We start from the raw sequence: 26,864 nt of genomic DNA on the forward strand, positions 1-26,864 counted from the left end.
GTTAATTCTCATTATTTGCTTTTATCACCCGGTAAAAACATACAGAGACATTTGATTTTATTGCATTTTAACTAAATTTTAACCAAAACGTTAGTGTAACCGATTACACAGTCGTGATTGTTATCACATTTTTTTACTTCGTACTCTCCTACCCTAAGCATCTACAAAATCAATGACTCAACTGGAGGGCATAATGCCTAACAATAAAAAACAGGGTCGCTCTAACAAGACAATGACCTTTTTTGTCTGTTTCTTAGCCGCTCTGGCCGGACTGCTGTTCGGCCTTGATATCGGCGTTATTGCCGGTGCATTGCCCTTTATTACTACCGATTTCCAGCTCAGTGCACATACACAAGAGTGGGTGGTGAGCTCCATGATGTTCGGTGCTGCGGTGGGTGCCATCGGCAGCGGCTGGCTCTCCTTCCGCTTGGGCCGTAAGAAAAGCCTGATGATCGGCGCGATCCTGTTTGTTGCCGGCTCCCTGTTCTCTGCCGCCGCGCCAAACGTCGAAGTACTGCTGGTGTCCCGCGTGCTGCTGGGTCTGGCCGTCGGCGTGGCGTCCTACACCGCGCCGCTGTACCTGTCTGAGATTGCCCCGGAGAAAATTCGCGGCAGCATGATCTCGATGTACCAGCTGATGATCACCATCGGTATTCTCGGCGCCTATCTGTCCGATACCGCGTTCAGCTACAGCGGCGCATGGCGCTGGATGCTGGGGGTTATCATCATCCCTGCAATCCTGCTGCTGATTGGCGTCATTTTCCTGCCGGACAGCCCGCGTTGGTTCGCCGCCAAACGTCGCTTCAACGATGCTGAGCGCGTGCTGCTGCGTCTGCGTGATACCAGTGCTGAAGCCAAACGTGAACTGGACGAAATCCGTGAAAGCCTGAAGGTAAAACAGAGCGGCTGGGCGCTGTTTAAAGAGAACAGCAACTTCCGCCGCGCGGTGTTCCTCGGCATTCTGTTGCAGGTGATGCAGCAGTTCACCGGGATGAACGTCATCATGTACTACGCGCCGAAGATCTTTGAACTGGCGGGTTACACCAACACCACCGAGCAGATGTGGGGCACGGTTATCGTTGGTTTAACCAACGTGCTGGCGACCTTTATCGCTATCGGTCTGGTTGACCGCTGGGGCCGTAAACCAACGCTTATTCTCGGCTTTATCGTCATGGCCGTCGGCATGGGCGTCCTGGGCAGCATGATGCACATTGGCATTCACTCTGCCGCCGCGCAGTACATTGCGGTTCTAATGCTGCTGATGTTCATCGTCGGTTTTGCGATGAGCGCCGGTCCGCTGATTTGGGTTCTGTGTTCTGAAATCCAGCCGCTGAAAGGCCGTGATTTTGGTATCACCTGCTCGACCGCCACCAACTGGATTGCCAACATGATTGTCGGCGCAACCTTCCTGACGATGCTGAATTCGCTGGGCAGCGCCAACACCTTCTGGGTTTACGGCGGCCTGAACGTGCTGTTCATCTTCCTGACCCTGTGGTTGATTCCAGAAACCAAAAACGTCTCTCTGGAACACATTGAACGTAACCTGATGCAGGGCCGTCCGCTGCGCGAAATTGGCGACCGCGACTAAACCTGATGCAGCTTCCTCCCGCGGGAGGAAGCTTCCCCTTGCACCACCCCCGCCTCACGTTTTATCCTCAGCCGTTATGAAAAGCCCTCGAATTCCTATCGTCATCCAGCAAAACGTTATGCGCAGCCTGCGGGAAAAACTCGCCCAGGCCAACCTTGCGCTGGGCCGAAATTACCCGGAACCGAAGCTGGTTTATCAACAGCGCGGGACCTCAGCCGGCACCGCGTGGCTTCAGCAGTATGAAATCCGCCTCAATCCGGTGTTATTGCAGGAGAATCAGCAGGCGTTTATTGATGAAGTGGTGCCGCATGAGCTGGCGCATCTGCTGGTATGGAAACACTTTGGCCGTGTGCCACCACACGGTAAAGAGTGGAAATGGATGATGGAGAGCGTGCTCGGCGTACCCGCTCGCCGTACGCATCAGTTTGAGCTGGAATCCGTGCGCCGCCAAACCTTCCCCTATCGCTGCCGCTGCCAACTACATCAGCTCACCGTCCGTCGCCATAACCGCGTGCTGCGTGGTGAAGCCACCTACCGCTGCGTTCACTGCGGCGAGCCATTAGTTGCAGAAATGTAACTATCGGAAATTCCGGGAAGTTTTCCGTTCTAACTGATTGCATCTGACAACCACATTCGTTACGTTGCGGACTCGTTTTGAGATGGAGTTCGTGATGTACCGTAAATTGTCTTTTGCCGCCGCGTTCCTGGCGACGGCGCTCTCAGGCCAGGCATTGGCCGAAGGCATCAATAATTTTTCCCAGGCTAAAACGGCGGGCGTGAAGGTCAATAATGACGTTCCCGGCGACTTTTACTGCGGCTGTAAAATCAACTGGCAGGGTAAGAAAGGCGTTATCGATCTGGAATCGTGCGGCTATAAAGTGCGTAAAAACGAAAACCGCGCCAGCCGTGTTGAATGGGAACACGTGGTACCGGCATGGCAGTTTGGCCATCAGCGTCAGTGCTGGCAGGACGGCGGCAGAAAGAACTGCGCCAAAGATCCGGAGTATCGCAAAATAGAAAGCGATATGCATAACCTGCAGCCCGCCGTCGGCGAGGTTAACGGTGACCGCGCTAATTTCATGTACAGCCAGTGGAACGGTGGCGAAGGTCAGTACGGCCAGTGCGGCATGAAGGTCGATTTTAAAGCCAAAGTCGCCGAGCCGCCGGAACGTTCGCGCGGGGCGATTGCCCGCATTTACTTCTATATGCGCGACCGCTACAGCCTGACCCTTTCCCGCCAGCAAACTCAGCTATTCAACGCCTGGGATAAAATGTATCCGGTCAGCAGCTGGGAGTGCCAGCGAGACGAGCGCATCGCCAAAGTACAGGGCAATCACAATCCTTATGTGCAGCAGGCTTGCCAGGCGCAAAAGAGCTAACCTAATAGACGTTATTCTTCAGGCGGCCTCGGCGGTGGCTGCCGAATCACTAACCTGAATAAGCTCATCGGGATGTACTCTCTTGCCGCCTTGATGCATCTTGAATGACTTTGCGTATACACTAGCGGCAATCGTTCATTTTCCCTGCCCTCTTCATAAGCTGAGGGCACAGCTACAGATGGAATTCAGACTATGCGTATCCCCCGCATCTACCACCCAGAACCGATAACCGTCGGCATGCAGATCCCCCTGTGCGACGATGCCGCTAACCACGTTGGCCGTGTCCTGCGCATGGGTAAAGGCCAGGCGATTCAGCTATTCGACGGCAGCAATCAGGTTTTTGAGGCTGTCATTACCGATGCCAGCAAAAAAAATGTGATGGTCGAGATCCAGCGCGGCGAGACGGATGACCGTGAATCTCCGGTGCATATTCATCTGGGTCAGGTGATGTCGCGGGGCGACAAAATGGAATTCACTATCCAGAAATCGATAGAACTGGGTGTAAGCCTCATTACGCCACTTTTTTCTGAGCGCTGCGGAGTTAAACTGGATGCCGAGCGTCTGAATAAGAAGCTCCAGCAGTGGCAAAAAATTGCCATTGCTGCCTGCGAGCAGTGTGGCCGCAACGTCGTACCGGAAATTCGCCCGGCAATGGATCTCGAAGCGTGGTGCGCTGAACAGGATGATGCGCTGAAACTGAATCTGCATCCACGCGCCAGCGCCAGCATTAACACCCTGCCGCAGCCGGTGGAACGTGTACGGTTACTGATTGGCCCGGAAGGCGGCCTGTCAGCGGATGAAATTGCCATGACCGCACGCTACCAGTTTACTGATATTCTGTTGGGGCCTCGCGTTTTGCGCACAGAGACTACCGCACTCACCGCCATCACCGCACTGCAGGTGCGCTTTGGCGATTTGGGTTAAAGGAGAACAATAATGATCAAGCTCGGCATCGTGATGGATCCCATCGCAAGCATCAACATCAAGAAAGACACCAGCTTCGCTATGCTGCTGGAAGCACAACGTCGTGGTTATGAACTCCATTATATGGAAATGAATGACCTGTATCTGGAAAACGGCGTGTCGCACGCCCGCACGCGTCTGCTGAGCGTTGAGCAGAACTACGATAAATGGTACGAGTTCGGCAGCGAGCAGGATATTAAGCTAGCCGATCTCGACGTTGTTTTGATGCGTAAAGATCCGCCGTTCGATACTGAATTTATCTACGCGACCTATATTCTTGAGCGCGCAGAAGAGCAAGGTACGCTTATCGTCAACAAGCCGCAGAGCCTGCGTGACTGTAACGAGAAGCTGTTCACCGCCTGGTTCTCCGACCTGACGCCGGAAACGCTGGTGACGCGTAATAAAGCACAGCTGAAAGCGTTCTGGGAAAAACACGGCGATATCATTATGAAACCGCTGGACGGTATGGGCGGCGCGTCTATCTTCCGCGTGAAGGAAGGCGATCCGAATATCGGCGTGATTGCTGAAACGCTGACCGAGCTGGGTAGCCGCTATTGCATGGCGCAAAACTACCTGCCGGCTATCAAAGACGGCGACAAACGCGTGCTAGTCATTGACGGCGAGCCGGTGCCTTATTGCCTGGCGCGTATCCCACAGGGTGGCGAAACGCGCGGCAACCTGGCCGCCGGTGGTCGCGGTGAGCCGCGTCCGTTAAGCGAGAGCGATTGGGAAATCGCCCGTAAAGTCGGCCCGACGCTGAAAGCAAAAGGTTTGATCTTCGTTGGCCTCGATATCATCGGCGACCGCCTGACAGAAATTAACGTCACCAGCCCAACCTGCGTGCGTGAAATCGAAGCGGAATATCCGATTTCCATCACCGGTATGTTGATGGATGCTATCGAAAAACGTCTGCAAAAATAAGACGTTGTATTTAAACGGCGGGAGGGAACCCGCCGCCAGCCAGGCGCCTGAGCCGTTGAGCAAGCGGGCAAGCCTGGTGACAGCAGTGCGCTTTCCCCTCATACTGGGTGCTGCTGCTTTTTGAAACAGGACAAGAACCTCTGATAATGAATTTACAGCATCACTTTCTCATTGCTATGCCAACCCTTCAGGATCCTATCTTCCGTCGTTCCGTGGTCTACATCTGCGAATATAACGATGACGGTGCTATGGGGATCATCATCAATAAACCGCTGGATAATTTGCAGATCGAGGGGATCCTCGAAAAACTGAAGATCACACCAGACCCTCGAGATCCGTCTATCCGTCTGGATAAACCGGTCATGCTGGGCGGCCCGCTGGCAGAGGATCGCGGCTTTATCGTGCATACGCCTCCGGCATCGTTCTCTTCCAGCATCCGCATCTCTGACAACACCATTGTCACGACATCACGCGACGTACTGGAAACGCTGGGTACCGAACGTCAACCGTCGGACGTGCTGGTTGCTCTGGGATACGCATCCTGGGAAAAAGGGCAGCTTGAGCAAGAGATCCTCGATAACGCCTGGCTTACCGCCCCGGCCGATCTGAATATCCTGTTTAAAACGCCTATTAGCGATCGCTGGAAAGATGCGGCGAAACTTATTGGTATCAATATCCTGACCATGTCAGGCACTGCGGGGCACGCATAATGAGTGGAACACTGCTGGCATTCGACTTTGGCACGCGCAGTATTGGCGTGGCCATCGGCCAACGCATTACCGGTACGGCGCGCCCGCTGGCGGCTATCAAAGCACAGGACGGTACGCCGGACTGGAATATTATTGGCCGTCTGCTCAAAGAGTGGCAGCCAGAATCGGTGATCGTGGGTCTGCCGCTGAATATGGACGGCACCGAGCAACCGTTAACCGCCCGGGCACGTAATTTTGCCAATAAAATTCATGGCCGCTTTGGCGTGGCGATTACGCTGCATGACGAAAGATTGAGTACCGTAGAAGCGCGTGCGGGGTTGTTTGAGCGCGGCGGATTCCGCGCGCTGGACAAAGGCAGCGTAGACTCTGCATCTGCCGTGGTGATTCTGGAAAGCTTCTTCGAGCAGGGTTTCTAGGCGGACGGCCCCGGGATAATATCCCGGGAACTCGCCAACATAACTACGCTCGTCATATTGCAAATTGCATATACGGTGGCGGTAGTCGTTTACTCAACTCACTGAATTAAATCAGTGCGCGCTTACCGCCTTCCTGAAATGCGAGTTTTATCAGGAATGGTTTATCGATTAGTGGCGCAGATTTTCGTTCGCCCAGCTTACCGCCTGAGTTCTGTTTTTCACGCTGAGTTTACGGAAAACATTATACAGGTGAGTACGCACGGTATTTTCACTGATGAACAAGGCGCGAGCAATATCCATATTGGTTGCACCATGGCGTAATTCGTTCAGAATTTCGCATTCACGCTCAGTCAGCGGCACGCTATCATTCGTATCAGGGGTTTGTTCTACTGCGTACATTGCCGGATGCATCACGCTCAATTCAGCCGTCTGTTCGCCGTTTAACACCGCTTTGACGCCCTCAATTAAGCGCGATTCTTCGTCGTCGTGACGGAATACGCCATACAATGCAGGCCACTGTGCCATTTCGTATAATTCATACTTCTGCGCGCTGTTAATAATCAGCAGGCGTGGGGAGTCGAACTGAGCACGAATAATGTCACGCCAGATACCGTTCAGCTTTTTGTTAGAAACAGCGATATCGAACAACACCACAGTTCCCTTACTCAGGCGCTGTACCAGGGGCTTATTGATGTTATGAACATCAACAGAAACTGACAGTAAATTAGTGAGGTAGTTTGCAAACGCGTTTGCCTGCACGGACGGATGGGTGATTAAAATAATTTTACGGGAATTAGATACACTCTCTGTCACTTCAAACATTTTGAAACTCTCCATAGTTCATATCCACCATCATGGTGATTAAATAAGTCAAAGCAAAGGCAAACCTAATACCATTAATAATAAGAACCAATCAATTTGTGAAACCTTATTTCATAAGATTAGTCCTAATTACACAAATAGCATAGAACGAACTCCTTGGAGGTGTCAAAAGAATATCAACCTTTTTTTGTAAGTCTACGCAACACAATGTAATCAGTTAATTACACTAATCTCATCCTTATGATTTACCGCACCATTATCATATTAGAATAAACGTCGTAGGAAGTTATACTTCCGCCTATAAAAAAATCACCCTAACATTACAAAAAAATACATTAATGCAACAGTGATAAAATCAAAGTTTACAAGCTGCGATAAATAAACAAATTATTAATCCAATATTAATAACAAAACAAAGCGTCCGTCACATTACTAATATGAATGATATGCTAACGCCAAATGTGTTTAAGGGAATCAATATTTCATTGTTCCAGACGGCGGTACTACGCAAACGCCAGGCTCACTCATGCTTTTGCAACATGCCTGCCTTGATACGTTGCTGGTAGCTTTGCCTGAAAGTCTGCATCCCAGACTGTAGCCCGGTCTGCATCACACCGGCGAGTTGGTGCGTTTTACCTTCGCGAATAAGGTTACTGACGGCGGGCGTATTCACCAGCATTTCAAATAGCGCCACCCGCCGCCCTTCACCATCGGGTTGCAGCTTTTGCGCGACCACCGCAGAAAGGCAGTTAGCCAGTTGGCTGCGCACCGGATCCTTTTCCTGTGCGGGAAACACATCGACCAGCCGCTCAATCGCCTGCGCCGCATCGCGGGTATGCAGAGTCGCCAGTACTAAATGCCCTGTCTCTGCCGCCGTTAACGCCAGGCGAATAGTTTCGCTATCGCGGAGTTCACCGAGCAATATCACATCAGGATCCTGACGCAGTGCCACCCTCAGCGCTTGCGCAAAAGACGGCGCATGTTGGCCCACTTCACGTTGTGAAATCAGGCAGCCTGCGCTGGTATGAATAAATTCAACCGGGTCTTCCAGGGTTAGAATGTGTCCAGGGAGATGGTGATTGAGGTAGTCAACCATCGCCGCCAGGGTGGTCGACTTCCCGCTACCTGTCGCACCAGTGACCAGAATCAGCCCACTGTCTTCATGTAATAGCTCCACCAGCGCTACCGGCGTATGCAGCTCGGCAAGCGTTGGGCAGCGCGTGGGCAACAGCCGCAACACCAGCGACACGCCGCCACTGTGGGCATAGGCGCTGGCGCGCAGACGCGGACCGCCAGGCAGCGACACCGAAAAATCTAGCTGTCTGTACTTTTGCCACTCCAGTTGCTGCGCTTCATTTAACCAAAGCGTCAGCAACGTATCGGGCTCAGGTGCAGTAAACGGCGCCATTTCCAGATCCCCGGCTCGACGCCAGCGCGCGTTGCTGCCGCTACACAGGTGTAGATCCGAGACATTATGCTTTACACTAAGCGCCACGATTTCTTGTATATCCATAGACCCACCAGAACATATGAACGATATTGCGCATAACCTGGCACAGGTCAGGGAAAAAATCTCAGCTGCAGCAACACGTTGCGGCCGGGCTTCAGAAGAAGTTACGCTGCTTGCCGTCAGTAAAACCAAACCTGCGAGCGCCGTCGAAGAAGCGGTGGCTGCTGGCCAAATGGCGTTTGGCGAAAACTATGTCCAGGAAGGGGTGGAAAAGATCCTCCACTTTCGTGAAAAGGGCGAGACGGGGCTGCAATGGCACTTTATTGGTCCGTTGCAGTCCAACAAAAGCCGCCTGGTCGCCGAGCATTTTGACTGGTGCCATACCGTCGATCGACTGAAAATCGCGGTTCGGCTCAGCGAACAGCGCCCAGCTGACATGCCGCCGCTCAACGTGCTGATTCAAATCAATATCAGCGATGAGCAGAGCAAATCCGGTATTCCGCTAGACGCGTTGGATGGGCTGGCAGCTGAAGTTTCCGCGCTGCCAAACCTGTGTCTGCGCGGGCTGATGGCTATTCCCGCGCCGGAGCATGAATACGAAAGGCAGTTTGCCGTTGCCAGCCAAATGGCTGTAGCATTTGCGCGGCTCAAGGCAGACTACCCAACCGTAGACACCCTCTCTTTGGGCATGTCTGACGACATGGAAGCCGCGGTTGCGGCAGGTAGTACAATGGTACGCATCGGCACCGCGATTTTCGGTGCGCGTGATTACACAAAAAAATAAGGGACCTCAAGAAACGCCATGAAGACGTTGACCTTCCTGCTCTCCACAGTTTTTGAACTGTACACTATGGTGCTACTGCTGCGCGTCTGGATGCAGTGGGCACGCTGCGATTTTTACAATCCGTTCTCTCAGTTCGTAGTGAAAATTACCCAGCCGGTTGTCGGCCCGCTGCGTCGTATCATCCCGCCGATGGGGCCGCTGGATAGCTCCTCGCTGCTGCTGGCTTTCATACTGTGCGTAGCAAAAGCCATCGTGCTGTTTATGGTCATTACCTTCCAGCCGATTATCTGGATCTCCGCGGTTCTCATCCTGCTCAAAACTATCGGCCTGCTGATTTTCTGGGTGCTGCTGCTGATGGCTATCATGAGCTGGGTAAGCCAGGGCCGCAGTCCGGTCGAATTCGTGCTGATGCAGTTGGCCGAGCCGCTGCTGCGCCCTATCCGCCGCCTGCTGCCATCGATGGGCGGTATCGACTTCTCGCCGATGATTCTGGTCCTGCTGCTGTACGTCATTAATATGGGCATCGCCGAGGTGCTGCAGGCCACCGGCAATATGCTGCTGCCGGGGCTGTGGATGGCGCTATGAGTGCCGTCACTCCCTGTGATGATGGGCTGGTTCTGCGGCTGTATATTCAGCCAAAGGCCAGCCGTGACGCGATTGTTGGGGTACATGGCGACGAGCTAAAAGTCGCCATCACCGCCCCGCCCGTTGATGGGCAAGCCAATGCCCATCTGGTGAAGTATCTCGCCAAGCAGTTTAAGGTCGCCAAAAGCCAGGTCATTATCGAGAAAGGCGAACTCGGGCGACATAAACAGGTTAAAATTATTCATCCGCAGCAGATCCCATCGGGCGTCGACGCCCTGACAAATTAGGATATCCCATGCAAAAAGTTGTTCTCGCTACCGGTAACGCCGGTAAAGTGCGCGAGCTCGCCTCGCTGCTCGCCGATTTTGGTCTGGATATCGTCGCCCAGACCGAGCTTGGCGTTGAGTCCGCCGAGGAAACCGGGCTGACTTTTATTGAAAACGCCATCCTGAAAGCACGTCATGCCGCTCAGGTCACTGGCTTACCGGCAATTGCCGATGACTCCGGCCTCGCGGTCGATGTGCTCGGCGGCGCACCGGGAATTTACTCCGCGCGTTATTCCGGCGAAGACGCCAGCGACCAGCAGAATCTTGAAAAATTGCTGGAAGCCCTGAAAGATGTGCCAGACGGACAGCGCCAGGCGCAGTTCCACTGCGTGCTGGTCTACCTGCGTCACGCGGAAGATCCAACGCCGCTGGTGTGCCACGGCAGCTGGCCTGGCGTCATCGCGCGCACCGCTGCCGGTGCTGGCGGATTTGGCTACGATCCTATTTTCTTCGTGCCATCCGAAGGTAAAACGGCCGCCGAACTAACGCGTGAAGAGAAGATTGCCATCTCCCACCGTGGACAGGCGCTGAAGTTGTTACTGGAAGCCCTTCGTAATGGTTAATTTGCCTCCGCTGAGTCTTTATATTCATATCCCGTGGTGCGTACAGAAATGCCCGTACTGCGACTTCAACTCGCACGCGCTGAAAGGCGAAGTGCCGCACGACGACTATGTGCAGCATCTGCTGAGCGATTTGGATGCCGACGTGGCCTACGCGCAGGGACGTGAAGTAAAGACCATTTTTATCGGCGGCGGTACGCCGAGCCTGCTCTCCGGCCCGGCGATGCAAACCCTGCTGGACGGCGTGCGTGCCCGCCTGACGCTGGCCGCCGATGCGGAAATTACCATGGAAGCCAATCCGGGTACGGTAGAGGCTGACCGTTTCGTGGAGTATCAGCGTGCGGGGGTGAATCGTATTTCCATCGGCGTACAGAGCTTTAGTGAAGAGAAGCTCAAGCGTCTTGGGCGTATTCACGGGCCGGAAGAGGCCAAACGTGCTGCACACCTGGCAACCGGTCTGGGGCTGCGTAGCTTCAACCTTGATTTGATGCACGGGCTGCCGGATCAGTCGCTGGAAGAGGCGCTGGACGATCTGCGCCAGGCCATTGAACTGGCACCACCGCATCTCTCCTGGTATCAGTTGACCATTGAACCGAATACCCTGTTTGGTTCACGTCCGCCGGTGCTGCCGGATGACGATGACCTGTGGGATATCTTTGAGCAAGGTCATCAGTTGCTGACCGCCGCAGGCTACCAGCAGTACGAAACTTCGGCCTACGCCAAGCCGGGCTATCAGTGCCAGCACAATCTCAACTACTGGCGCTTTGGCGATTATCTCGGTATCGGCTGCGGCGCGCACGGTAAGGTGACGTTCCCGGATGGCCGCATTCTGCGTACGGCGAAAACCCGTCATCCTCGCGGTTATATGGAAGGCCGCTATCTGGAACGCCAGCACGATGTAGAAAACAGCGATAAGCCGTTTGAGTTCTTTATGAACCGCTTCCGCCTGCTGGAACCGGCGCCACGCGCCGAATTTAGCCGCTACACCGGTCTGGATGAGAGCGTTATCCGCCCGCAGCTGGATGAAGCGCTGGCGCAGAACTATCTGACCGAGTGCGAACAGTACTGGCAGATTACCGAGCACGGTAAGCTGTTTTTAAATTCCCTGCTGGAGTTATTTCTCAGCGAATAAACCGTCATAATAATTCGCTATTACCGAATAATGGTAATAGCGAATTATATCAATCGACTATTCCGAATCATTTCCCGTATTCTTTTCGAATAATAACCAACAAAACACTTCATTTAAATATTAATAGCCGATTACGCATACGTCATTAATATAACCCAGCGCACAAAACACACATTAACCACGCAGATAGTGTAGAAATTCACGCGAGGCACGGTAAAGTTGTCGGACAACCAGGTTAATATGTCATACAGAAAAACAAATTACCCCGATAGATATATACCGCGATCATCAATGTGCATGGAGCCTATTAATGAAACCTCTCTCTTTTACAAAATCTCTGGTTTGCGCGTCGCTTCTCGCGCTGCTGTCTACCGGTGCCTCTGCCGCCGAGAAAGTGACGCTGAAGCTGGCGCATAACCTGGAGCGAAGCCACGTTGTGCACCAGGCATTTGAGGCAATGGCCAAAGAAGTCAAACAGCTCTCCGACGGTAAAATGACCATTCGAATTTATCCCAGCAGCCAGATGGGCAGCGCGCGCGAAACCATGGAGTTATTGCAAAACGGCGCCCTGGATATGACCAAAGGTTCCGCCAGCGATCTTGAATCCTTCGATAATGTTTACGCCATCTATAATTTACCTTTCTTATTTAAAGACCAGACACACTTTAATAAAGTGGTATTTGGTGACGTAGGTAAAGACATTATGGCATCGACCAAAGAAAAAGGTTTCTTTGCCCTTTCCGCCTATGTCGCCGGAACCCGTAGTTTCTATGCCAAAAAACCAATTACGAAGCCTGAAGATTTAAAAGGTTTAAAAATTCGCGTTCAGCCAAGCCCGACCACAATTAAAATGATTGAATTAATGGGTGGCTCACCAACGCCTATTTCATTCGGTGAAGTTTATACGGCGATGCAGCAAGGCGTGGTCGATGGCGCGGAAAATAACGTGCCATCATGGGTGCAAACCCGTCATATTGAAATTGCCAAAGTCTTCTCCGAAGATGAGCACGCCTCCATCCCTGACTTCCTGGTCATCTCGACCAAAACCTGGGACAAACTGACGCCGGAGCAGCAGCAGATCCTCGCCAAAGCGGCTACCGCGTCGGAAGCCTATCAGCAGACGCTGTGGGATAAAATTGACGCCGACACCCGCGCCCAGGCCAAAGCAATGGGCGGTGAGATCGTTAAAGTCGATAAAGCCCCGTTCCGTGCCGCCGTCCAACCGCTGTTTGATGATTTCAGCAAAGATCCAAAACAGGCCGCGCTGCTAGCCCGGTTTGAATCTGCCGCGCAGTAAAACCGTTTCGGGCCAGCCTCTGGCCCGCTTTCACCAGGATATCTCATGACTCTATTTTCCCGCATTAAACAGGCGGTGGACCGCCTGATCGCCGCGTTCTCGGTGGCGGTGATGGTGGCGCTGGTTGTCTGCGTCGTCTGGCAGGTTTTCAGCCGCTACGTGTTAAACCAGCCCAGTACGCTCACCGACGAACTGGCCCGTTTTCTAATGATTTGGGTAGGCCTGCTCGGCGCAGCCTATACCGTGGGTGCGCAACGTCATCTGGCTATCGATCTGCTGGCTATGTCGGTTACGCCACGTAAACAGAAGATGCTGGGAGTAGTGATTAACTTGCTAATTTTCATCTTCTCCGGGGCGGTGATCGTCACCGGCGGCGTGAAGCTGATTGCCAAAACGCTGGCGACCTCTCAGGTTTCTGCCGCGATGCAGATCCCCATGGGCTACGTCTACCTGATCCTGCCGCTGACCGGCATCATCATGATGTTTTACGCATTATGGTTTATTACCAACGGCTTACAGAGCCTGAAACAGTCTGAGGGAGCCTGCTAATGGACGGGTATATTGCATTAACGCTTTTTGGTTCGTTCTTCGTGTTGGTGTTTATCGGCGTGCCCATCTCGTTTTCTATCGGTATCGCCACCGTCGCCTCCATGCTGCTGATGTTCCCATGGGATATCGCGGCGATTACCGTGGCCCAGCGCCTGGCTAACGGGCTCGATAACTTCGCTCTGTTAGCGATTCCGTTCTTTATCTTTGCCGGCACGCTGATGAACAGCGGCGGTATCGCCATACGCTTGATAAACCTCGCGCAGGTAATGGTCGGCCGCGTTCCCGGCTCGCTTGGCCACGTTAACGTTCTCGCCAATATGATGTTTGGCTCTATTTCTGGTTCAGCCGTTGCCGCAGCGGCGGCGGTCGGTGGGACTCTACACCCCATTCAGACGAAAAAAGGCTACGATCCTGCATTCTCCACGGCGGTTAACGTGTCGTCATGTATCACCGGGTTGCTGATCCCGCCCTCTAACGTGCTGATTGTCTTCTCCCTCACCGCCGGTGGCGTGTCGGCGGCATCGTTATTTATGGCCGGTTATCTGCCGGGGCTCCTGATGGGGCTGGCAATTATGGTGGTCTGCGCCATTATTGCCAAACGTCGCGGTTATCCGGTTTCCGAGCGCCCGACCTGCGCCCAGGCGGCGAAAGCATTCCTCGACGCGCTGCCAAGCCTGCTCTTAGTGATTATCGTGATGGGGGGGATTTTAGGCGGGATCTTTACCGCCACCGAAGCGTCCGCCATTGCGGTGGTCTACACCTTTATTCTGTCGGTGATGATTTACCGCGAAGTGAAGTGGCGCGACCTGCCTAAGCTGATTCTTGAATCCGTCGTCACTACTTCAATAGTGCTGCTGCTGATCGGTTTCTCCGTCGGGATGTCGTGGGCGATGACCAACGCCGATATCCCTTATATGATCAGCGACACGCTGATGGGGATCTCTGAGAATCCGATGGTTATCCTGCTGCTTATCAACATCGTGCTATTGATCGTCGGTATCTTCATGGACATGACCCCGGCGGTGCTGATCTTCACGCCGATCTTCCTGCCTATCGCCGAAGAGCTGGGCATGAATCCGGTGCATTTCGGCATCATGATGGTCGCTAACCTGTGTATCGGCCTGCTGACGCCGCCGGTTGGTAGCGCGCTATTTGTCGGCTGCTCAATTTCCGGGGTGAAGATCCAGCAGCTGATTAAACCGCTGCTGCCGTTCTACGCCGCGTTGTTGGTGGCGCTGATGATGATTGCCTATATCCCGCAGATTTCGCTGTTTATTCCGCAGCTACTAGGGCTGATGTAACAAGGCTAAATGAACGCATTTTTTGGCTACCTGTAGAGTACAGGTAGCCGATAAGAATTTACTTCAGGGTACCCACCAGCGCTTTACGGCTGTCTTCCAGAGACACCACGCGGCTACAGACGTCTTTACCGAAAGCCTGGAAATCCGCTTCCTGGTTTTTCCACTCATTCTGAATGGCAGTTTGCAGGCCGCCTAAGCTGCCCAGCACGCCCTGCAGTGGGTTTCCACCGCCTTTGAGTACCGCTTTGGCACCCATTTCATTAATACTGTCCTGCAGGATCCCGCCCATCGCCTGGTTCACCAGCTGCTGCCCATCGGCGCGCACCTGGTCGATGGCTTTATAGTGGAAGGTTAAACCATCGGTACGATGTTCAATAATGCGGTTCATCTGCTGTTTGAGCTGGGCATCAAGCTTGGTCAAACGACCGCGCATATTGCTGCTTTCACCCACCTCTTTCGCGATGATTTTATCCAGCGCTACGCGGCCTTTTTCGACGCGATTACGGGCGCCGTCGTCAATCCACGGCAGCGCGCTGCGCAGTTCAGTTTGATAATCTTTCGCCTGCTCGCGCTGGGCGGCTGTCAGCGTGTACGCCTTACCGTTAAAGGTGACGTCACCGTTTGGGGTAATGACCAGATTGCCGTTCTCGCCCTTTACCTGCACCGTCTGCGGGTTGAGGACAACATCATCACGGGGGGTTACGCTGCATTGATAGTCAGCATGGGCGGCCATCGCCGTGAATGTTAGAACTGCCGTCAGCAGCGTTTTGCGCATCATTACTTTCCCTCAAGACAAATCGGGCCAGCAAATGCTGGCCCCGTATACGCTATTAGTCCCACCAAACGTCGAAAAGTTCGCTGGTGCGTACTTCTTCAAACTTGCGGTCTTCCAGCCATTTACGTACCTGAGCCTGGTGCTCTTCGGTGCACTTGCCGATTTCCTGGGTGCAAATCAGACCTTCCCATGCCAGGTAGCCACTGCCGTCAAACGCCAGCTTGTTCGGCTCGATGACTTCATCGATAAACTGATCGACGATCTGGTCGATCTGCTCTTCGCTGGTCCCTTCAGGGAAACGCCATGCTACAGAGAAACCGATCTCCTGAAATTCATCGATGTGCATCTTTTTACGCAAACGACGGCTACGATTCTTTGCCATTTATTTCACCCTCTCGAACATTAAGTCCCATACGCCGTGGCCAAGACGATGACCACGTTGTTCAAATTTGGTTACCGGGCGCGATTCCGGGCGCGGTACATAATCCTGACTTTCTGACAGGTTCTGATATCCGTCCATGGAGGACATCACTTCCAGCATATGTTCCGCATAGGCTTCCCAGTCGGTAGCCATGTGGAACACGCCGCCCAGCTTCAGTTTGCTTTTTACCAGTTCAGCAAACGGAACCTGAACGATACGGCGTTTATTATGACGCGCTTTGTGCCATGGGTCAGGGAAAAAGAGCTGAACCATGTTCAGTGAATTGTCAGGAATCATCTTGTGCAGTACTTCGACCGCATCGTGACACATCACGCGCAGGTTATCGACACCCTCTTCATGCGCCGATGCGAGGCACGCGCCAACCCCTGGAGAGTGTACTTCAATACCGAGGAAATTCTGCTCCGGGCGTGCTTTGGCCATCGCCACCAGCGAAGCGCCCATGCCAAAACCGATTTCCAGCGTCGTTGGCGCTTCACGGCCAAACAGCGCGGCAAAGTCGACAGGCTCTTCGCTAAACTCAACGCCCATCACCGGCCAGTAGTTTTCCAGCGCGTGTTCCTGCCCTTTCGTCAGTCGCCCCTGGCGACGAACAAAACTACGAATACGGCGCTGTGGGCGGCCGTTCTCATCAAATTCCGGTGAAATGACGTCGTTCTTCATAAAAATTAAGTCTGCTTGTGAGAGTGTTCGGGAAACGGGCATTATCCAAAGTTAGTTGCCGGATGCAAGCACCGGAAAGTTCCTGTTTACAGCATAGTGCCGCTGTGCTGCAATTTGGCCCCTAAATAGAGCGATATTGGAATCCCTGCTTTGACCATGCAAGCCGCGCAATTTTCAGCCCAGGTGCTGGACTGGTACGACAAATACGGGCGTAAAACCCTGCCCTGGCAAATTGAAAAGACGCCCTACAAAGTATGGCTGTCTGAGGTCATGTTGCAACAAACGCAGGTTGCCACAGTTATCCCCTATTTTGAACGCTTCATGTCACGCTTTCCTACCGTCACCGATCTGGCCAACGCGCCGTTAGATGACGTACTGCATCTGTGGACGGGGCTGGGCTATTACGCCCGCGCGCGTAATCTGCATAAGGCCGCACAGCAGGTCGCCACGCTGCATAAAGGGCGCTTCCCGGAAACCTTTGAGGAAGTCGCCGCGCTGCCCGGCGTGGGCCGCTCCACCACCGGGGCGATTTTATCGCTCTCGCTCGGTAAACATTTCCCTATCCTCGACGGTAACGTCAAGCGCGTGTTGGCCCGCTGCTACGCGGTGGACGGCTGGCCGGGGAAAAAAGAGGTCGAGAAGCGGCTGTGGGAATTAAGCGAGCAGGTGACGCCAGCCGAAGGGGTGTCGCGCTTTAACCAGGCGATGATGGATTTGGGCGCCATGGTTTGTACCCGCTCAAAACCTAAATGCACGCTGTGTCCGTTAGATAATGGCTGCATCTCGTCGGCCAACGGCAGTTGGGCACAGTATCCGGGCAAAAAACCGAAGCAGACAATACCGGAACGTACCGGCTATTTTCTGATGATGCAGCACGACCGCGAAGTGTTTTTACAGCAGCGTCCGCCTAGCGGGCTGTGGGGCGGTCTATACTGTTTCCCGCAGTTTGCAGATGAAGAAGCGCTGCGCGACTGGTTGAGCGAGCGGCAGATCCCCGCCGATACGCTGACTCAGCTCACCGCGTTCCGCCATACTTTCAGCCATTTCCATCTGGACATTGTGCCAATGTGGCTTACTGTGTCCTCATTCGCGTCATGCATGGATGAAGGCAGCGCTCTCTGGTATAACTTAGCCCAGCCGCCCGCCGTAGGGCTGGCTGCACCGGTTGAGCGCCTGTTGCAGCAGTTACGCGCCGATTCACTCGTTTAGCTTTCGGCGCCACAAGAGGATTGATTATGAGCAGAACTATTTTTTGTACTTACCTGCAGCAAGATGCCGAAGGGCAGGATTTTCAGCTTTACCCAGGCGAGCTAGGCAAACGCATTTATAACGAGATCTCGAAAGAGGCCTGGAAACAGTGGCAGCACAAGCAGACCATGCTCATCAATGAAAAGAAACTCAATATGATGAACGTAGAGCACCGCAAGCTGCTGGAAGAGGAAATGGTCAATTTCCTGTTTGAAGGCAAAGATGTGCACATTGAAGGCTACACGCCGCCTGAAAAGCAGTAAGGGCTTAACGGCCCTTTAAGACCACAACAACACGCGCTCCCGGAATGATGAAAAAACTATTTGCTCTGGCGTTGATAGCGCCGCTGCTTGTTTCCTGCTCCTCGAATAAAAAGGGTGATACCTATAACGAGGCCTGGGTAAAGGACACCAATGGTTTTGATATATTGATGGGGCAGTTCGCCCATAATATTGAAAACATTTGGGGTTTTAACGAGGTTCTGATAGCCGGTCCGAAGGACTACGTTAAGTATACCGACGGCTACCAGACCCGCAGCCATATCAACTTCGACGACGGTACCATTACCGTTGAGACTATCGCCGGTACGGAACCCGCCGCACGCCTACGTCAGGCCATCATCACCACGTTATTAATGGGTGACGATCCGGGCTCGGTTGACCTGTACTCCGACGCCGACGATATCCAGATTTCCAAAGAACCGTTCCTGTATGGTCAGGTCGTCGATAACAACGGCGAAGCCATTCGCTGGCAATGGCGCGCAGAGCGCTTTGCCGACTATCTGCTCCAAACGCGGATGAAAAAGCGCAGCAGCGGCCTGCACATTATCTATAGCGTGACCATCAATCTGGTACCGAACCACCTTGATAAACGTGCGCATAAATATTTAGGCATGGTGCGTCAGGCTTCGCGTAAATATGGTATCGATGAATCGCTGATTCTGGCGATTATGCAGACCGAATCGTCCTTCAACCCGTATGCCGTGAGCCGCTCCGATGCAATGGGGCTGATGCAGGTGGTGCAGCACACCGCCGGGAAAGATGTCTTCCGCTCACAGGGTAAATCCGGTACGCCAAGCCGCAGCTTCCTGTTCGATCCGGCAAGTAACATTGATACCGGTACCGCCTATCTGGCGATCCTCAACAATATCTATCTTGGCGGGATTGATAACCCTACGTCACGTCGTTACGCGGTGATCACCGCTTATAACGGCGGCGCAGGCAGCGTGCTGCGCGTCTTCTCTAACGATAAGGTGAAGGCGGCAAATATCATCAACAGCATGGCGCCGGGCGACGTTTATCAGACCCTAACAACTCGTCATCCATCAGCAGAATCGCGCCGTTACCTCTACAAGGTGAACTCCGCGCAGAAAGGCTATCGCCGCAAGTAATAATTGTCACAAATCAGACCCGCTGACGAGAGGCTTGCCGACGGTCAGCGGGTTTGTCCTTCCTCACCGTGGAAAATGTTACGTTTGTCACTAATTCGTTGTGCAAAGTAAAAATAATTGCAATTTTATGCGGCGCTTAACAATGTCTCATCGTTGTCATTGCTAGAATCGGCACAAACACCACCTCTTAATGTTATTAAACAAACATAAACTCGCCATTCTTGTGAGGAAAACAACATGAATTTAAAGCTGCAGCTTAAGATACTGTCGTTTCTGCAGTTCTGCCTTTGGGGGAGCTGGCTGACGACGCTAGGCTCGTACATGTTTGTAACGCTGAAGTTCGACGGGGCCTCAATCGGTGCAGTTTATAGCTCGCTGGGGATTGCCGCTGTCTTTATGCCAACGCTTTTAGGTATCGTGGCGGATAAGTGGATCAGTGCCAAATGGGTCTACGCCATCTGCCACCTGGTCGGCGCCGGTACGCTGTTTATGGCCGCCGAGGTGACCACGCCAAGCGCGATGTTTATGGTTATCCTGCTGAACTCGCTGGCCTATATGCCAACGCTTGGTCTGATCAACACCATCTCCTACTACCGCCTGAAATCAGCCGGTATGGATATCGTGACCGACTTCCCGCCTATCCGTATCTGGGGCACCATCGGCTTTATTCTGGCGATGTGGGCCGTGAGCTTCTCCGGCTTTGAACTGAGCCATATGCAGCTCTATATCGGCGCAGCGTTGTCCATCGTGCTGGCGCTGTTTACCCTGACGCTGCCGCATATTCCGGTATCCAACCAGCAAGAGAAGCAGAGCTGGAGCAGTATGCTGGGTCTGGATGCTTTCGCGCTGTTTAAAAATAAACGGATGGCGATTTTCTTTGTCTTCTCCATGCTGCTGGGTGCAGAGCTGCAAATCACCAACATGTTCGGTAATACCTTCCTGCACAGCTTCGATAAAGATCCGCTGTTTGCCACCAGCTTTATCGTGCAGCACGCCTCGGTGATGATGTCGATTTCACAAATCTCCGAAACGCTGTTCATCCTGACCATTCCGTTCTTCCTGAGCCGTTACGGCATTAAGAACGTGATGCTCATCAGTATCTTTGCGTGGATGCTGCGCTTTGGTCTGTTTGCTTACGGCGACCCGTCAGCCTTCGGTACCGTGCTGCTGGTGCTGTCGATGATTGTCTACGGCTGCGCGTTCGACTTCTTCAACATCTCCGGTTCCGTGTTCGTGGAGAAGGAAGTCAGACCTGAAATCCGCGCCAGCGCACAGGGTATGTTCCTGATGATGACCAACGGCTTTGGTTGCATCCTCGGCGGTATGGTCAGCGGTAAAGTGGTTGAGATGTACACTCTTGACGGCATTACTGACTGGCAGAGCGTGTGGCTGATTTTCGCCGGTTACTCTCTGGTTCTGGCCGTAGCCTTCGTTGGTCTGTTCAAATACAAACATGAGCGTGTTGCTCCAGGTGCGGTACCGGTCGCGCACTAAGGTGCCTACCCCTCACCCCGGCCCTCTCCCCACAGGGGAGAGGGAGAAAGACATAACGCACACTATTGTTAAAAACCGCACCTAACGGTCCCCTCTCCCCCACGGGGAGAGGGTTAGGGTGAGGGGGTAACGCCCGACAGCACCCATCCCACCGACAGCAAATCCGCGCTACCACCAGGACTTAAATTCCGCGCAATAAACGCATCATCCATCATCATTAAATCCTGTTCATCCCACCCCTGAGCCAACAATTGCTGGGCGTATCCCTGCACATAGCGCAGTCCCGCCATTCCACCACGCGATACCAGATTACTGTCCGGATTGACCGCCATTAAGCGTAGCAGCAGCGTGTGTAAGCCGCGACCATTCCAGCCGGGCAAAACCCGACGCACCGTGGCAAACCCGCTCTCCGCTTCACCCCGTGCCCCCGTCAGGCCAAACTGATGGAACTGCCGCTCTCCGGCGGTCGCCTGTAAGCGGCGTCCCCCTAATTCACGCGCCACCAGCCCATGACAGATGGCGCTCACTTCATCACATAAGCTGGCCTGGCTCATCTCGCCCAAACGCCCTGCGGCGAAACACAATAGCCCCAGCGCGAAGATCCCGCCTTTATGCGTATTCACGCCATCGGTTGCCGCGTACATGGCTTGCTCACAGGCCATGCCCATCGGCCGGATAAGTCGCAGCTGTTGGTTTGCGGGCAGGTGCGCATAGCTTTCGCCAAGCTCGGCAAATCGGCGAAACCACGGGGTAATTGCCTGGATACTGCATTCGAATAACCGGTGGTCCATATCCCGGTGTGCGCCATTGTTGAACTTGTCGACAAGCCCCGGTTTTGGCGTGAGATCCAGCTCCTGCCATAGCGCCTCTTCAGCCAGCGCAGGAACATCAGACGTACACGGTTTAGTCGCGATAAAACCAGTCATCAATCATCTTCTCCACGCAGGCCACAACCTCTTCAATGGGATGCTTACGCGAGCGGGAGCAGGCGTGTGCAGGCTCATCGCAAATCAGGCAACGGCGCAGATGCCGTCCCAGGGATAACCGCCCAACGTGACCCGCCTGCGGGCAGATGACGTCCAAATCCCAGAGTCGGCCAAGGGGATGCGTCTGCTCAAGCGCGGCACAGTGTGCCTTTATCTCCGGTGCCTGATGCGCCACACACCACATGGCTTCCGGCCCGGTCGGCAGCCACAAAACCTGACGGTCGAGCACCGACCAGCCGTTTTGCCACAGCATCTGATCGCACATCTGTAGCGCGACACCCATCGTATTGCGGTAGCGTTGGCTGTTTTTCACCGCGCCCGGTGTCACCAGGGTGAGTGAGATAACCGGTTGTTGATAGTGGGTTAACCAGTCAGCCTGACGCGCCGCACGGCTCTCTTTCGCCGCCAGCAGCGCATCAAGGCTGACACCCATTTTCACGGGTGTCATTGTCGTCATTACCTTACTCCTTTACCTGGCGAACGGTGTCAATCACGCTGCCATCGCGATAGCGGATCACGCCAACGATTTTATCGGTGAACTCAATTGGTTTAGGCATACCGGTCAGCGAGACCGCACGGGCATACAGCGCTTCGATATCGACAATTTTCAGCCCCGCTTCAACCAGCCGCTCGCGGATTTCCGGACGCGCCGGATTAACTGCGATACCGTGGTCAGTCACTAATACGTCAATACTTTCACCCGGCGTCAGACGCGTAGTCACGCGTTTCACCACCGTAGGGATACGGCTACGCAGCAGCGGCGCGACAACGATAGTCAGGTTGGCGGCAGCCGCCACGTCACAGTGGCCGCCGGATGCGCCACGCATTACGCCATCAGAACCGGTAATCACGTTGACGTTAAAATCGACATCAATCTCCAGCGCGCTGAGGATAACCACGTCAAGCCGGTCGCAGCTTGCCGCTTTACTGCCCGGGTTGGCGTAGACGTTGGTGGAAATCTCGACGTGGTTCGGGTTGCGCGCCAGCGAAGCGGCCGCCTGCCCGTCAAAGCATTGGGTATCAAGCAGTTTGCCAATCAGCCCTTTCTCATGCAGATCCACCAGACCGCCGGTAACGCCGCCCAGCGCGAAGCTCGCCGTCACGCCGCTACGCTCCATCTTCTCTTCCATAAAGCGCGTACAGGCGGTTGCCGCCGCGCCGGAACCGGTCTGCATCGAGAATCCAGGGACGAAATAGCCAGAGTGTTCAATCACATCTGCCGCATAGCGGGCGATCATCAGTTCGCGCGGGTTACTGGTGACGCGCGCCGCACCGACGCTGATTTTTTCCGGGTCGCCAACGCTCTCGACCTGCACAATAAAGTCCACCTGATCCTGCACCAGGCTGGCAGGCATATTGGGGAAAGGCACCAGCTCTTCGGTCAACAGCACGACCTTACGGGCGAAGTGAGCATCAACCATCGCGTAGCCCAACGAACCGCAGCAGGATTTACCGTGAGTGCCGTTGGCATTGCCAAACTCATCGCTGCACGGTACGCCCAGGAACGCTACATCGATATTCAGCTCGCCATCCTGTAGCAGCTTCACGCGGCCACCGTGCGAGTGAATTTGTACCGGCTCATCCATCAGCCCGTGAGAAATAGCATCCGCCAGTTTGCCGCGCATACCGGAGGTGTAGATACGAGTAATCACACCGCTTTTGATGTGTTCGATCAGCGCATCGTTACAGGTCATCAGCGAGCTGGACGCCAGGGTCAAATTCTTAAACCCCATCTGCGCAAGTTTCGCCACCACGCTGTTGATCACCCGGTCGCCTTCACGAAACGCATGGTGAAACGAGATGGTCATCCCATCCTGCAGGCCGCAGCGTTCAACCGCCTGTTCTACCGACTCGCACAGTTTGCGATGTTGTTTAGCATCCATGTCGGCCAGCCACGGTGTGGCATGATGGGCAGAAGTAAACGGTTTGAGTTCCCGCAAATGGGGAAAATGTTGGTGAAGAAGTTCTGTCTGATTCATTGCTTTATCCTTAACGACGTACGCCAGAAGCCGCCGCACGTTCAAGTACCCTTTGCGCGTGGTCAATAATTGGCGCATCCACCATTTTTCCGTTGAGCGACACCACGCCCAAACCTATGCGCGCGCCCTCTTCCGCCGCTTCAATCACTCGTTGGGCATGGTCGACTTCCTGTTGGGTTGGTGCGTAGGCGTTGTGGAGCAGGTCAATCTGGCGCGGGTTAATCAGCGATTTGCCGTTGAAACCCATCTTACGAATCAACTCAACCTCACGCAGGAACCCGGCTTCGTCATTAACGTCTGACCACACCACGTCGAAGGCATCGATACCGGCCGCGCGAGCCGCGTGCAGCACCGCACAACGGGCATAAAACAGTTCGGTACCATCGCCACGCTCGGTCTGCATATCCATCACGTAATCAAACGCCGCCAGCGCGATACCGATAAGGCGCGGCGAACTGCGGGCAATCGCGACGGCATTAATCACGCCAATCGCCGATTCAATGGCCGCCATCACTCGGGTGGATCCGACTTCACGGCCACACTCTCGTTCAATACGCTCAAGATGCCCTTCCAGCTCGAAGATATCTTCCGGAGTATCGGTTTTCGGCAGGCGGATAACGTCAACGCCACCGCGGACGGCGGCTTCCAGATCCAAAAGCCCGAACGGCGTATTCAGTGGGTTAATGCGGACAACGGTTTCAATGTCCTGATACATCGGGTGCTGCAACGCGTGGAACACCAGCAGGCGCGCGCTGTCTTTTTCACGCAGCGCTACCGCATCTTCGAGGTCGAACATGATAGAGTCCGGGCGATAGATAAACGCGGTAGAGAGCATGGCGGCATTGGCCCCCGGCAGGAACAGCATACTGCGGCGAAGTGTGCTCATTGCAGCGCCTCCCACGCAATCTGTTGCGTCTCTGTGGCACGCAAAATTGCGCTTTGCAGACGGGCGCGAATAACGCAGTCCAGTGCGCCTTTGTCTTCGACGATAATCAGTCCCTGATGCACCGCCATTGTCTGCAAAGTCTGTTCCACTACTTTGCGGATTTGTTCGCCAAACTGCTTAATCACTTCACTGTGGATGACAATCTCCAGCTCGCCGTCGGCGGGGGCGATTTTCACCATCAGGTCGCTGGACTCCTGCGTTCCGGCCAGCGCCTCCCTTACGATTTTCATGATAATGTCCTGATAGTTATGCGACTTCCGCGCTGTAATGCGTTTCGAGATGCGCAAAAGTAGATTCCGGGACAATGTCCCGGATACGAGAAAACTGCTGTGTTTTAAGTAAGCGACGTACTTCCGATGCCGAAATAGCGCTCCCCATCATTTTGATGCGCGGGATTTCCACCACCGTCACATTCCCGGCCAGCAGCGCGTGTAGCGTCTGGTTGTACTGATGGGTGACGGCGCAAAACGGTTCGGAACCGATAAAACGGTGGGTAATGCCCAGCGCCGGTGCGATGTAATTGCGAAAGATCAGCACGTCGATTTCGCTCCACGCCTGCTGTACCTTGCCGGACTCTTTGAGGAAATAAGCCGGAAAGGTGGCGCGTGAAATGATGTACTGCGAGCCTTCATGCACGGTGACATTGCGCAGATGCGCGACGCCTGCGCGGACCATCTCCAGCCGTGCGCGGAATGGGAAGAACGACGCGTCTTCACGCACCACGAACAGATGCAGCCAGTCACATTGGCGTGCCGCCTGTTCCACTAAGTGACGGTGGCCGAGAGTGAACGGATTGGCGTTCATCACAATGGCCCCCACCGCGTCACCCGGCTGGCGTTTCTGACGCAGCGAACGGCAGTAGCGTTCGATACCCTGTGGGGTGTTCTCCATCAGCACCGCGTTATTCCCACTTTGCGCAATCGGCCAGAAACCGCTGCGGCCAAATCGCTCTTTATTACAAGGGCGGGTGCACAGAAAGAGGTGAAAATCGCCGCGCGCCAGCGCGACGTTTTCCACCTCTGCGAGCAGGCGCGCGCTCAGATTGGCACCGCGCAATTGCTCATCCACCGCCACGCATTTAATGACGTTAGCCGCCAGCCCCGCGCACCCCACCAGCGCCGTATCGGCCCAGGCTTCCACAAACAGCGTGATATCGCTGTCCATCCCCAGCCCGCTATCCACCAGCAGCGAACGAATCTGAGCGAGCCGTTCCGGGTGTTTCGCCACCAGAGTGACTCGAAAGTCGATTGGAAGTTGCGTGTGCATCGTGCCGCCTTACTTAGTGCGCTGCCGTCAGCGTGTTCGCTGGCGCTTCCATAATGATGTTGCTGAGATGGCCGATGTGCTCAATCTCCACCTCGATACGGTCCCCCTCCTGCATAAACAGCGGCGGGTTACGTTTTTTACCGACGCCGCCGGGAGAGCCGGTGATAATGACGTCGCCCGGGCTTAGGCGAGTGAAGGTGCTGATGTACTCAATCAGCTCCGCCACTTTGTGGATCATGCTGCTGGTGTTGTCGTCCTGCACCATTCGCCCGTTGAGCCACGTGCGGATAGCCAGCTGGTGCGGGTCGGGTATTTCATCGGCGGTCGCCATCCATGGGCCGAACGCCCCGGTCTGACGCCAGTTTTTCCCGGCGGTAAACCACGTGTGCTGCCAGTCGCGCGCCGAGCCGTCCATGTAGCAGCTATAACCTGCCACGTGGCGCAGCGCCTCTTCACGGCTGATGTTCTCGCCGCCTTTGCCAATAATCACCGCCAGCTCGCCTTCATAGTCAAATTCATGCGAGTGGCGCGGCTTAAGCACCGGCTCGTTATGCGCCGTTTGCGAATCGGGGAAACGGACAAACAGCGTCGGTGCCGGATTGTGCTGGTCGAACTCTTTGCGTTTTTCGGCGTAGTTCATCCCCACGCAGAGGATCTTTTCCGGGTGCTCAATCACCGGTAAAAAGGTCACCGCGTCCATCGGCACATCGGCCACGTCATGAAGATAGCGGGTGGCATCCGCCAGCCCGTTGCCCTGTAACAGCGCCTTGAGGTCGCTGTAGCGGTCGCCAAGACGGCGACCTAAATCAATCATCCCTTCCGCCTTCACGATGCCGTAGCTGCGAACGCCCTGATAGATAAAACTTGCGAGTTTCATTGTTAATCCTGAATACCA

General features: G+C 54.3%; 31 protein-coding genes. 19 read left to right on the forward strand and 12 right to left on the reverse strand.

What is annotated here, in order from left to right; all coding sequences use genetic code 11:
* Positions 1 to 193: 193 nt before the first annotated feature.
* From ABOC97_RS11730 to ruvX, 7 genes are all read left to right on the forward strand, one after another.
* The gene (locus ABOC97_RS11730) at positions 194 to 1,588 is read left to right on the forward strand and encodes a sugar porter family MFS transporter (RefSeq protein WP_349597645.1); all 1,395 of its coding nucleotides are present in this window, start codon (positions 194 to 196) and stop codon (positions 1,586 to 1,588) included.
* A 76-nt stretch (positions 1,589 to 1,664) separates the two neighbouring features.
* A complete protein-coding gene (locus ABOC97_RS11735) occupies positions 1,665 to 2,165 on the forward strand; it encodes a SprT family zinc-dependent metalloprotease (RefSeq protein ID WP_349597648.1) in 501 nt (166 codons plus the stop codon).
* A gap of 94 nt (positions 2,166 to 2,259) precedes the next feature.
* Entirely contained in the window at positions 2,260 to 2,967 is a 708-nt protein-coding gene (endA, locus tag ABOC97_RS11740) for a deoxyribonuclease I (RefSeq protein WP_349597651.1), read from the forward strand.
* A 192-nt stretch (positions 2,968 to 3,159) separates the two neighbouring features.
* On the forward strand, positions 3,160 to 3,891 hold the full coding sequence (gene rsmE / locus ABOC97_RS11745; protein WP_349597654.1) for a 16S rRNA (uracil(1498)-N(3))-methyltransferase: 732 nt from the start codon (positions 3,160 to 3,162) through the stop codon (positions 3,889 to 3,891).
* 12 nt (positions 3,892 to 3,903) lie between these two features.
* On the forward strand, positions 3,904 to 4,851 hold the full coding sequence (gene gshB, locus ABOC97_RS11750) for a glutathione synthase (protein ID WP_349597657.1): 948 nt from the start codon (positions 3,904 to 3,906) through the stop codon (positions 4,849 to 4,851).
* 146 nt (positions 4,852 to 4,997) lie between these two features.
* Positions 4,998 to 5,561, forward strand: coding sequence for a YqgE/AlgH family protein (locus ABOC97_RS11755; protein WP_349597660.1), 564 nt, complete (start codon positions 4,998 to 5,000; stop codon positions 5,559 to 5,561).
* Positions 5,561 to 5,977 carry a Holliday junction resolvase RuvX gene (gene ruvX, locus ABOC97_RS11760; RefSeq protein ID WP_234506582.1) on the forward strand — a complete coding sequence of 139 codons (417 nt, stop codon included), beginning with the start codon at positions 5,561 to 5,563 and terminating at the stop codon, positions 5,975 to 5,977. Before ABOC97_RS11755 ends, ruvX begins: the two co-directional genes overlap by 1 nt.
* 168 nt (positions 5,978 to 6,145) lie before the next feature.
* On the opposite strand, the gene ABOC97_RS11765 is transcribed toward ruvX, so the two are convergent.
* Both ABOC97_RS11765 and ABOC97_RS11770 read right to left on the reverse strand, forming a co-directional pair.
* Positions 6,146 to 6,799 (reverse strand): LuxR C-terminal-related transcriptional regulator, encoded by a 654-nt coding sequence (locus tag ABOC97_RS11765; protein ID WP_234506579.1) that lies wholly within the window; start codon positions 6,797 to 6,799, stop codon positions 6,146 to 6,148.
* A gap of 520 nt (positions 6,800 to 7,319) precedes the next feature.
* On the reverse strand, positions 7,320 to 8,312 hold the full coding sequence (locus tag ABOC97_RS11770) for a type IV pilus twitching motility protein PilT (protein ID WP_349597664.1): 993 nt from the start codon (positions 8,310 to 8,312) through the stop codon (positions 7,320 to 7,322).
* A 16-nt stretch (positions 8,313 to 8,328) separates the two neighbouring features.
* On the opposite strand from ABOC97_RS11770, the gene ABOC97_RS11775 reads away from it, so the two are divergent.
* The 8 genes from ABOC97_RS11775 (at position 8,329) to ABOC97_RS11810 (ending at position 14,783) form a co-directional block, all read left to right on the forward strand.
* On the forward strand, positions 8,329 to 9,033 hold the full coding sequence (locus ABOC97_RS11775) for a YggS family pyridoxal phosphate-dependent enzyme (protein WP_349597667.1): 705 nt from the start codon (positions 8,329 to 8,331) through the stop codon (positions 9,031 to 9,033).
* Between the two features lie 18 nt (positions 9,034 to 9,051).
* Positions 9,052 to 9,618, forward strand: coding sequence for a YggT family protein (locus tag ABOC97_RS11780; RefSeq protein WP_234508216.1), 567 nt, complete (start codon positions 9,052 to 9,054; stop codon positions 9,616 to 9,618).
* Positions 9,615 to 9,905 carry a DUF167 family protein YggU gene (gene yggU, locus ABOC97_RS11785; protein ID WP_349597671.1) on the forward strand — a complete coding sequence of 97 codons (291 nt, stop codon included), beginning with the start codon at positions 9,615 to 9,617 and terminating at the stop codon, positions 9,903 to 9,905. Before ABOC97_RS11780 ends, yggU begins: the two co-directional genes overlap by 4 nt.
* Positions 9,906 to 9,913: 8 nt before the next feature.
* A complete protein-coding gene (locus ABOC97_RS11790; RefSeq protein WP_349597675.1) occupies positions 9,914 to 10,507 on the forward strand; it encodes an XTP/dITP diphosphatase in 594 nt (197 codons plus the stop codon).
* Positions 10,500 to 11,636 carry a radical SAM family heme chaperone HemW gene (hemW, locus tag ABOC97_RS11795; protein WP_349597678.1) on the forward strand — a complete coding sequence of 379 codons (1,137 nt, stop codon included), beginning with the start codon at positions 10,500 to 10,502 and terminating at the stop codon, positions 11,634 to 11,636. Before ABOC97_RS11790 ends, hemW begins: the two co-directional genes overlap by 8 nt.
* A 310-nt stretch (positions 11,637 to 11,946) precedes the next feature.
* A complete protein-coding gene (locus ABOC97_RS11800) occupies positions 11,947 to 12,933 on the forward strand; it encodes a TRAP transporter substrate-binding protein (protein WP_349597681.1) in 987 nt (328 codons plus the stop codon).
* Between the two features lie 45 nt (positions 12,934 to 12,978).
* Positions 12,979 to 13,482 (forward strand): TRAP transporter small permease, encoded by a 504-nt coding sequence (locus ABOC97_RS11805; RefSeq protein ID WP_349597684.1) that lies wholly within the window; start codon positions 12,979 to 12,981, stop codon positions 13,480 to 13,482.
* Positions 13,482 to 14,783 carry a TRAP transporter large permease gene (locus ABOC97_RS11810; RefSeq protein WP_349597687.1) on the forward strand — a complete coding sequence of 434 codons (1,302 nt, stop codon included), beginning with the start codon at positions 13,482 to 13,484 and terminating at the stop codon, positions 14,781 to 14,783. The genes ABOC97_RS11805 and ABOC97_RS11810 overlap by 1 nt, the downstream gene beginning before the upstream one ends.
* Before the next feature lie 58 nt (positions 14,784 to 14,841).
* Here the strand turns inward: ABOC97_RS11810 and ABOC97_RS11815 are convergent, their stop codons facing one another.
* The 3 genes from ABOC97_RS11815 to trmB are packed head-to-tail and all read right to left on the reverse strand — an operon-like array spanning position 14,842 to position 16,660.
* Positions 14,842 to 15,561 (reverse strand): YggN family protein, encoded by a 720-nt coding sequence (locus ABOC97_RS11815; protein ID WP_349597690.1) that lies wholly within the window; start codon positions 15,559 to 15,561, stop codon positions 14,842 to 14,844.
* Between the two features lie 52 nt (positions 15,562 to 15,613).
* Entirely contained in the window at positions 15,614 to 15,940 is a 327-nt protein-coding gene (locus ABOC97_RS11820; protein WP_234508199.1) for a YggL family protein, read from the reverse strand.
* Positions 15,941 to 16,660: a tRNA (guanosine(46)-N7)-methyltransferase TrmB gene (gene trmB, locus ABOC97_RS11825; protein ID WP_234508197.1), complete on the reverse strand. Its 720-nt coding sequence runs from the start codon at positions 16,658 to 16,660 to the stop codon at positions 15,941 to 15,943. It abuts the gene before it with no gap.
* A gap of 156 nt (positions 16,661 to 16,816) precedes the next feature.
* Between trmB and mutY the strand changes: the two genes are divergently transcribed.
* From mutY to ABOC97_RS11845, 4 genes are all read left to right on the forward strand, one after another.
* Entirely contained in the window at positions 16,817 to 17,869 is a 1,053-nt protein-coding gene (mutY, locus tag ABOC97_RS11830; RefSeq protein ID WP_349597759.1) for an A/G-specific adenine glycosylase, read from the forward strand.
* Positions 17,870 to 17,895: 26 nt separating this feature from the next.
* A complete protein-coding gene (locus ABOC97_RS11835; protein WP_061283220.1) occupies positions 17,896 to 18,171 on the forward strand; it encodes an oxidative damage protection protein in 276 nt (91 codons plus the stop codon).
* 47 nt (positions 18,172 to 18,218) lie between these two features.
* Positions 18,219 to 19,298 carry a membrane-bound lytic murein transglycosylase MltC gene (mltC, locus tag ABOC97_RS11840; RefSeq protein ID WP_349597762.1) on the forward strand — a complete coding sequence of 360 codons (1,080 nt, stop codon included), beginning with the start codon at positions 18,219 to 18,221 and terminating at the stop codon, positions 19,296 to 19,298.
* A gap of 237 nt (positions 19,299 to 19,535) precedes the next feature.
* Entirely contained in the window at positions 19,536 to 20,792 is a 1,257-nt protein-coding gene (locus ABOC97_RS11845) for a nucleoside permease (RefSeq protein ID WP_349597694.1), read from the forward strand.
* A 113-nt stretch (positions 20,793 to 20,905) separates the two neighbouring features.
* Here ABOC97_RS11845 and citG read toward each other — a convergent pair whose 3' ends face one another.
* The 7 genes from citG to ABOC97_RS11880 are packed head-to-tail and all read right to left on the reverse strand — an operon-like array spanning position 20,906 to position 26,846.
* On the reverse strand, positions 20,906 to 21,718 hold the full coding sequence (citG, locus tag ABOC97_RS11850; RefSeq protein ID WP_349597696.1) for a triphosphoribosyl-dephospho-CoA synthase CitG: 813 nt from the start codon (positions 21,716 to 21,718) through the stop codon (positions 20,906 to 20,908).
* On the reverse strand, positions 21,696 to 22,235 hold the full coding sequence (citX, locus tag ABOC97_RS11855; protein WP_349597699.1) for a citrate lyase holo-[acyl-carrier protein] synthase: 540 nt from the start codon (positions 22,233 to 22,235) through the stop codon (positions 21,696 to 21,698). Before citX ends, citG begins: the two co-directional genes overlap by 23 nt.
* 4 nt (positions 22,236 to 22,239) lie before the next feature.
* Positions 22,240 to 23,757: a citrate lyase subunit alpha gene (citF, locus tag ABOC97_RS11860; RefSeq protein ID WP_349597702.1), complete on the reverse strand. Its 1,518-nt coding sequence runs from the start codon at positions 23,755 to 23,757 to the stop codon at positions 22,240 to 22,242.
* Between the two features lie 10 nt (positions 23,758 to 23,767).
* Complete coding sequence (gene citE, locus ABOC97_RS11865) at positions 23,768 to 24,643, reverse strand: citrate (pro-3S)-lyase subunit beta (RefSeq protein ID WP_349597706.1); 876 nt, start codon at positions 24,641 to 24,643, stop codon at positions 23,768 to 23,770.
* The gene (citD, locus tag ABOC97_RS11870; RefSeq protein ID WP_349597709.1) at positions 24,640 to 24,933 is read right to left on the reverse strand and encodes a citrate lyase acyl carrier protein; all 294 of its coding nucleotides are present in this window, start codon (positions 24,931 to 24,933) and stop codon (positions 24,640 to 24,642) included. Before citD ends, citE begins: the two co-directional genes overlap by 4 nt.
* Before the next feature lie 16 nt (positions 24,934 to 24,949).
* Positions 24,950 to 25,969, reverse strand: a complete 1,020-nt coding sequence (gene citC / locus ABOC97_RS11875) for a [citrate (pro-3S)-lyase] ligase (RefSeq protein WP_349597712.1) — start codon at positions 25,967 to 25,969, stop codon at positions 24,950 to 24,952.
* A gap of 13 nt (positions 25,970 to 25,982) precedes the next feature.
* A complete protein-coding gene (locus tag ABOC97_RS11880; RefSeq protein ID WP_349597715.1) occupies positions 25,983 to 26,846 on the reverse strand; it encodes a fumarylacetoacetate hydrolase family protein in 864 nt (287 codons plus the stop codon).
* Positions 26,847 to 26,864: the final 18 nt, after the last annotated feature.

The organism is Kluyvera huaxiensis (assembly GCF_040149365.1).
GTDB classification, from domain to species: domain Bacteria; phylum Pseudomonadota; class Gammaproteobacteria; order Enterobacterales; family Enterobacteriaceae; genus Kluyvera; species Kluyvera intermedia_A.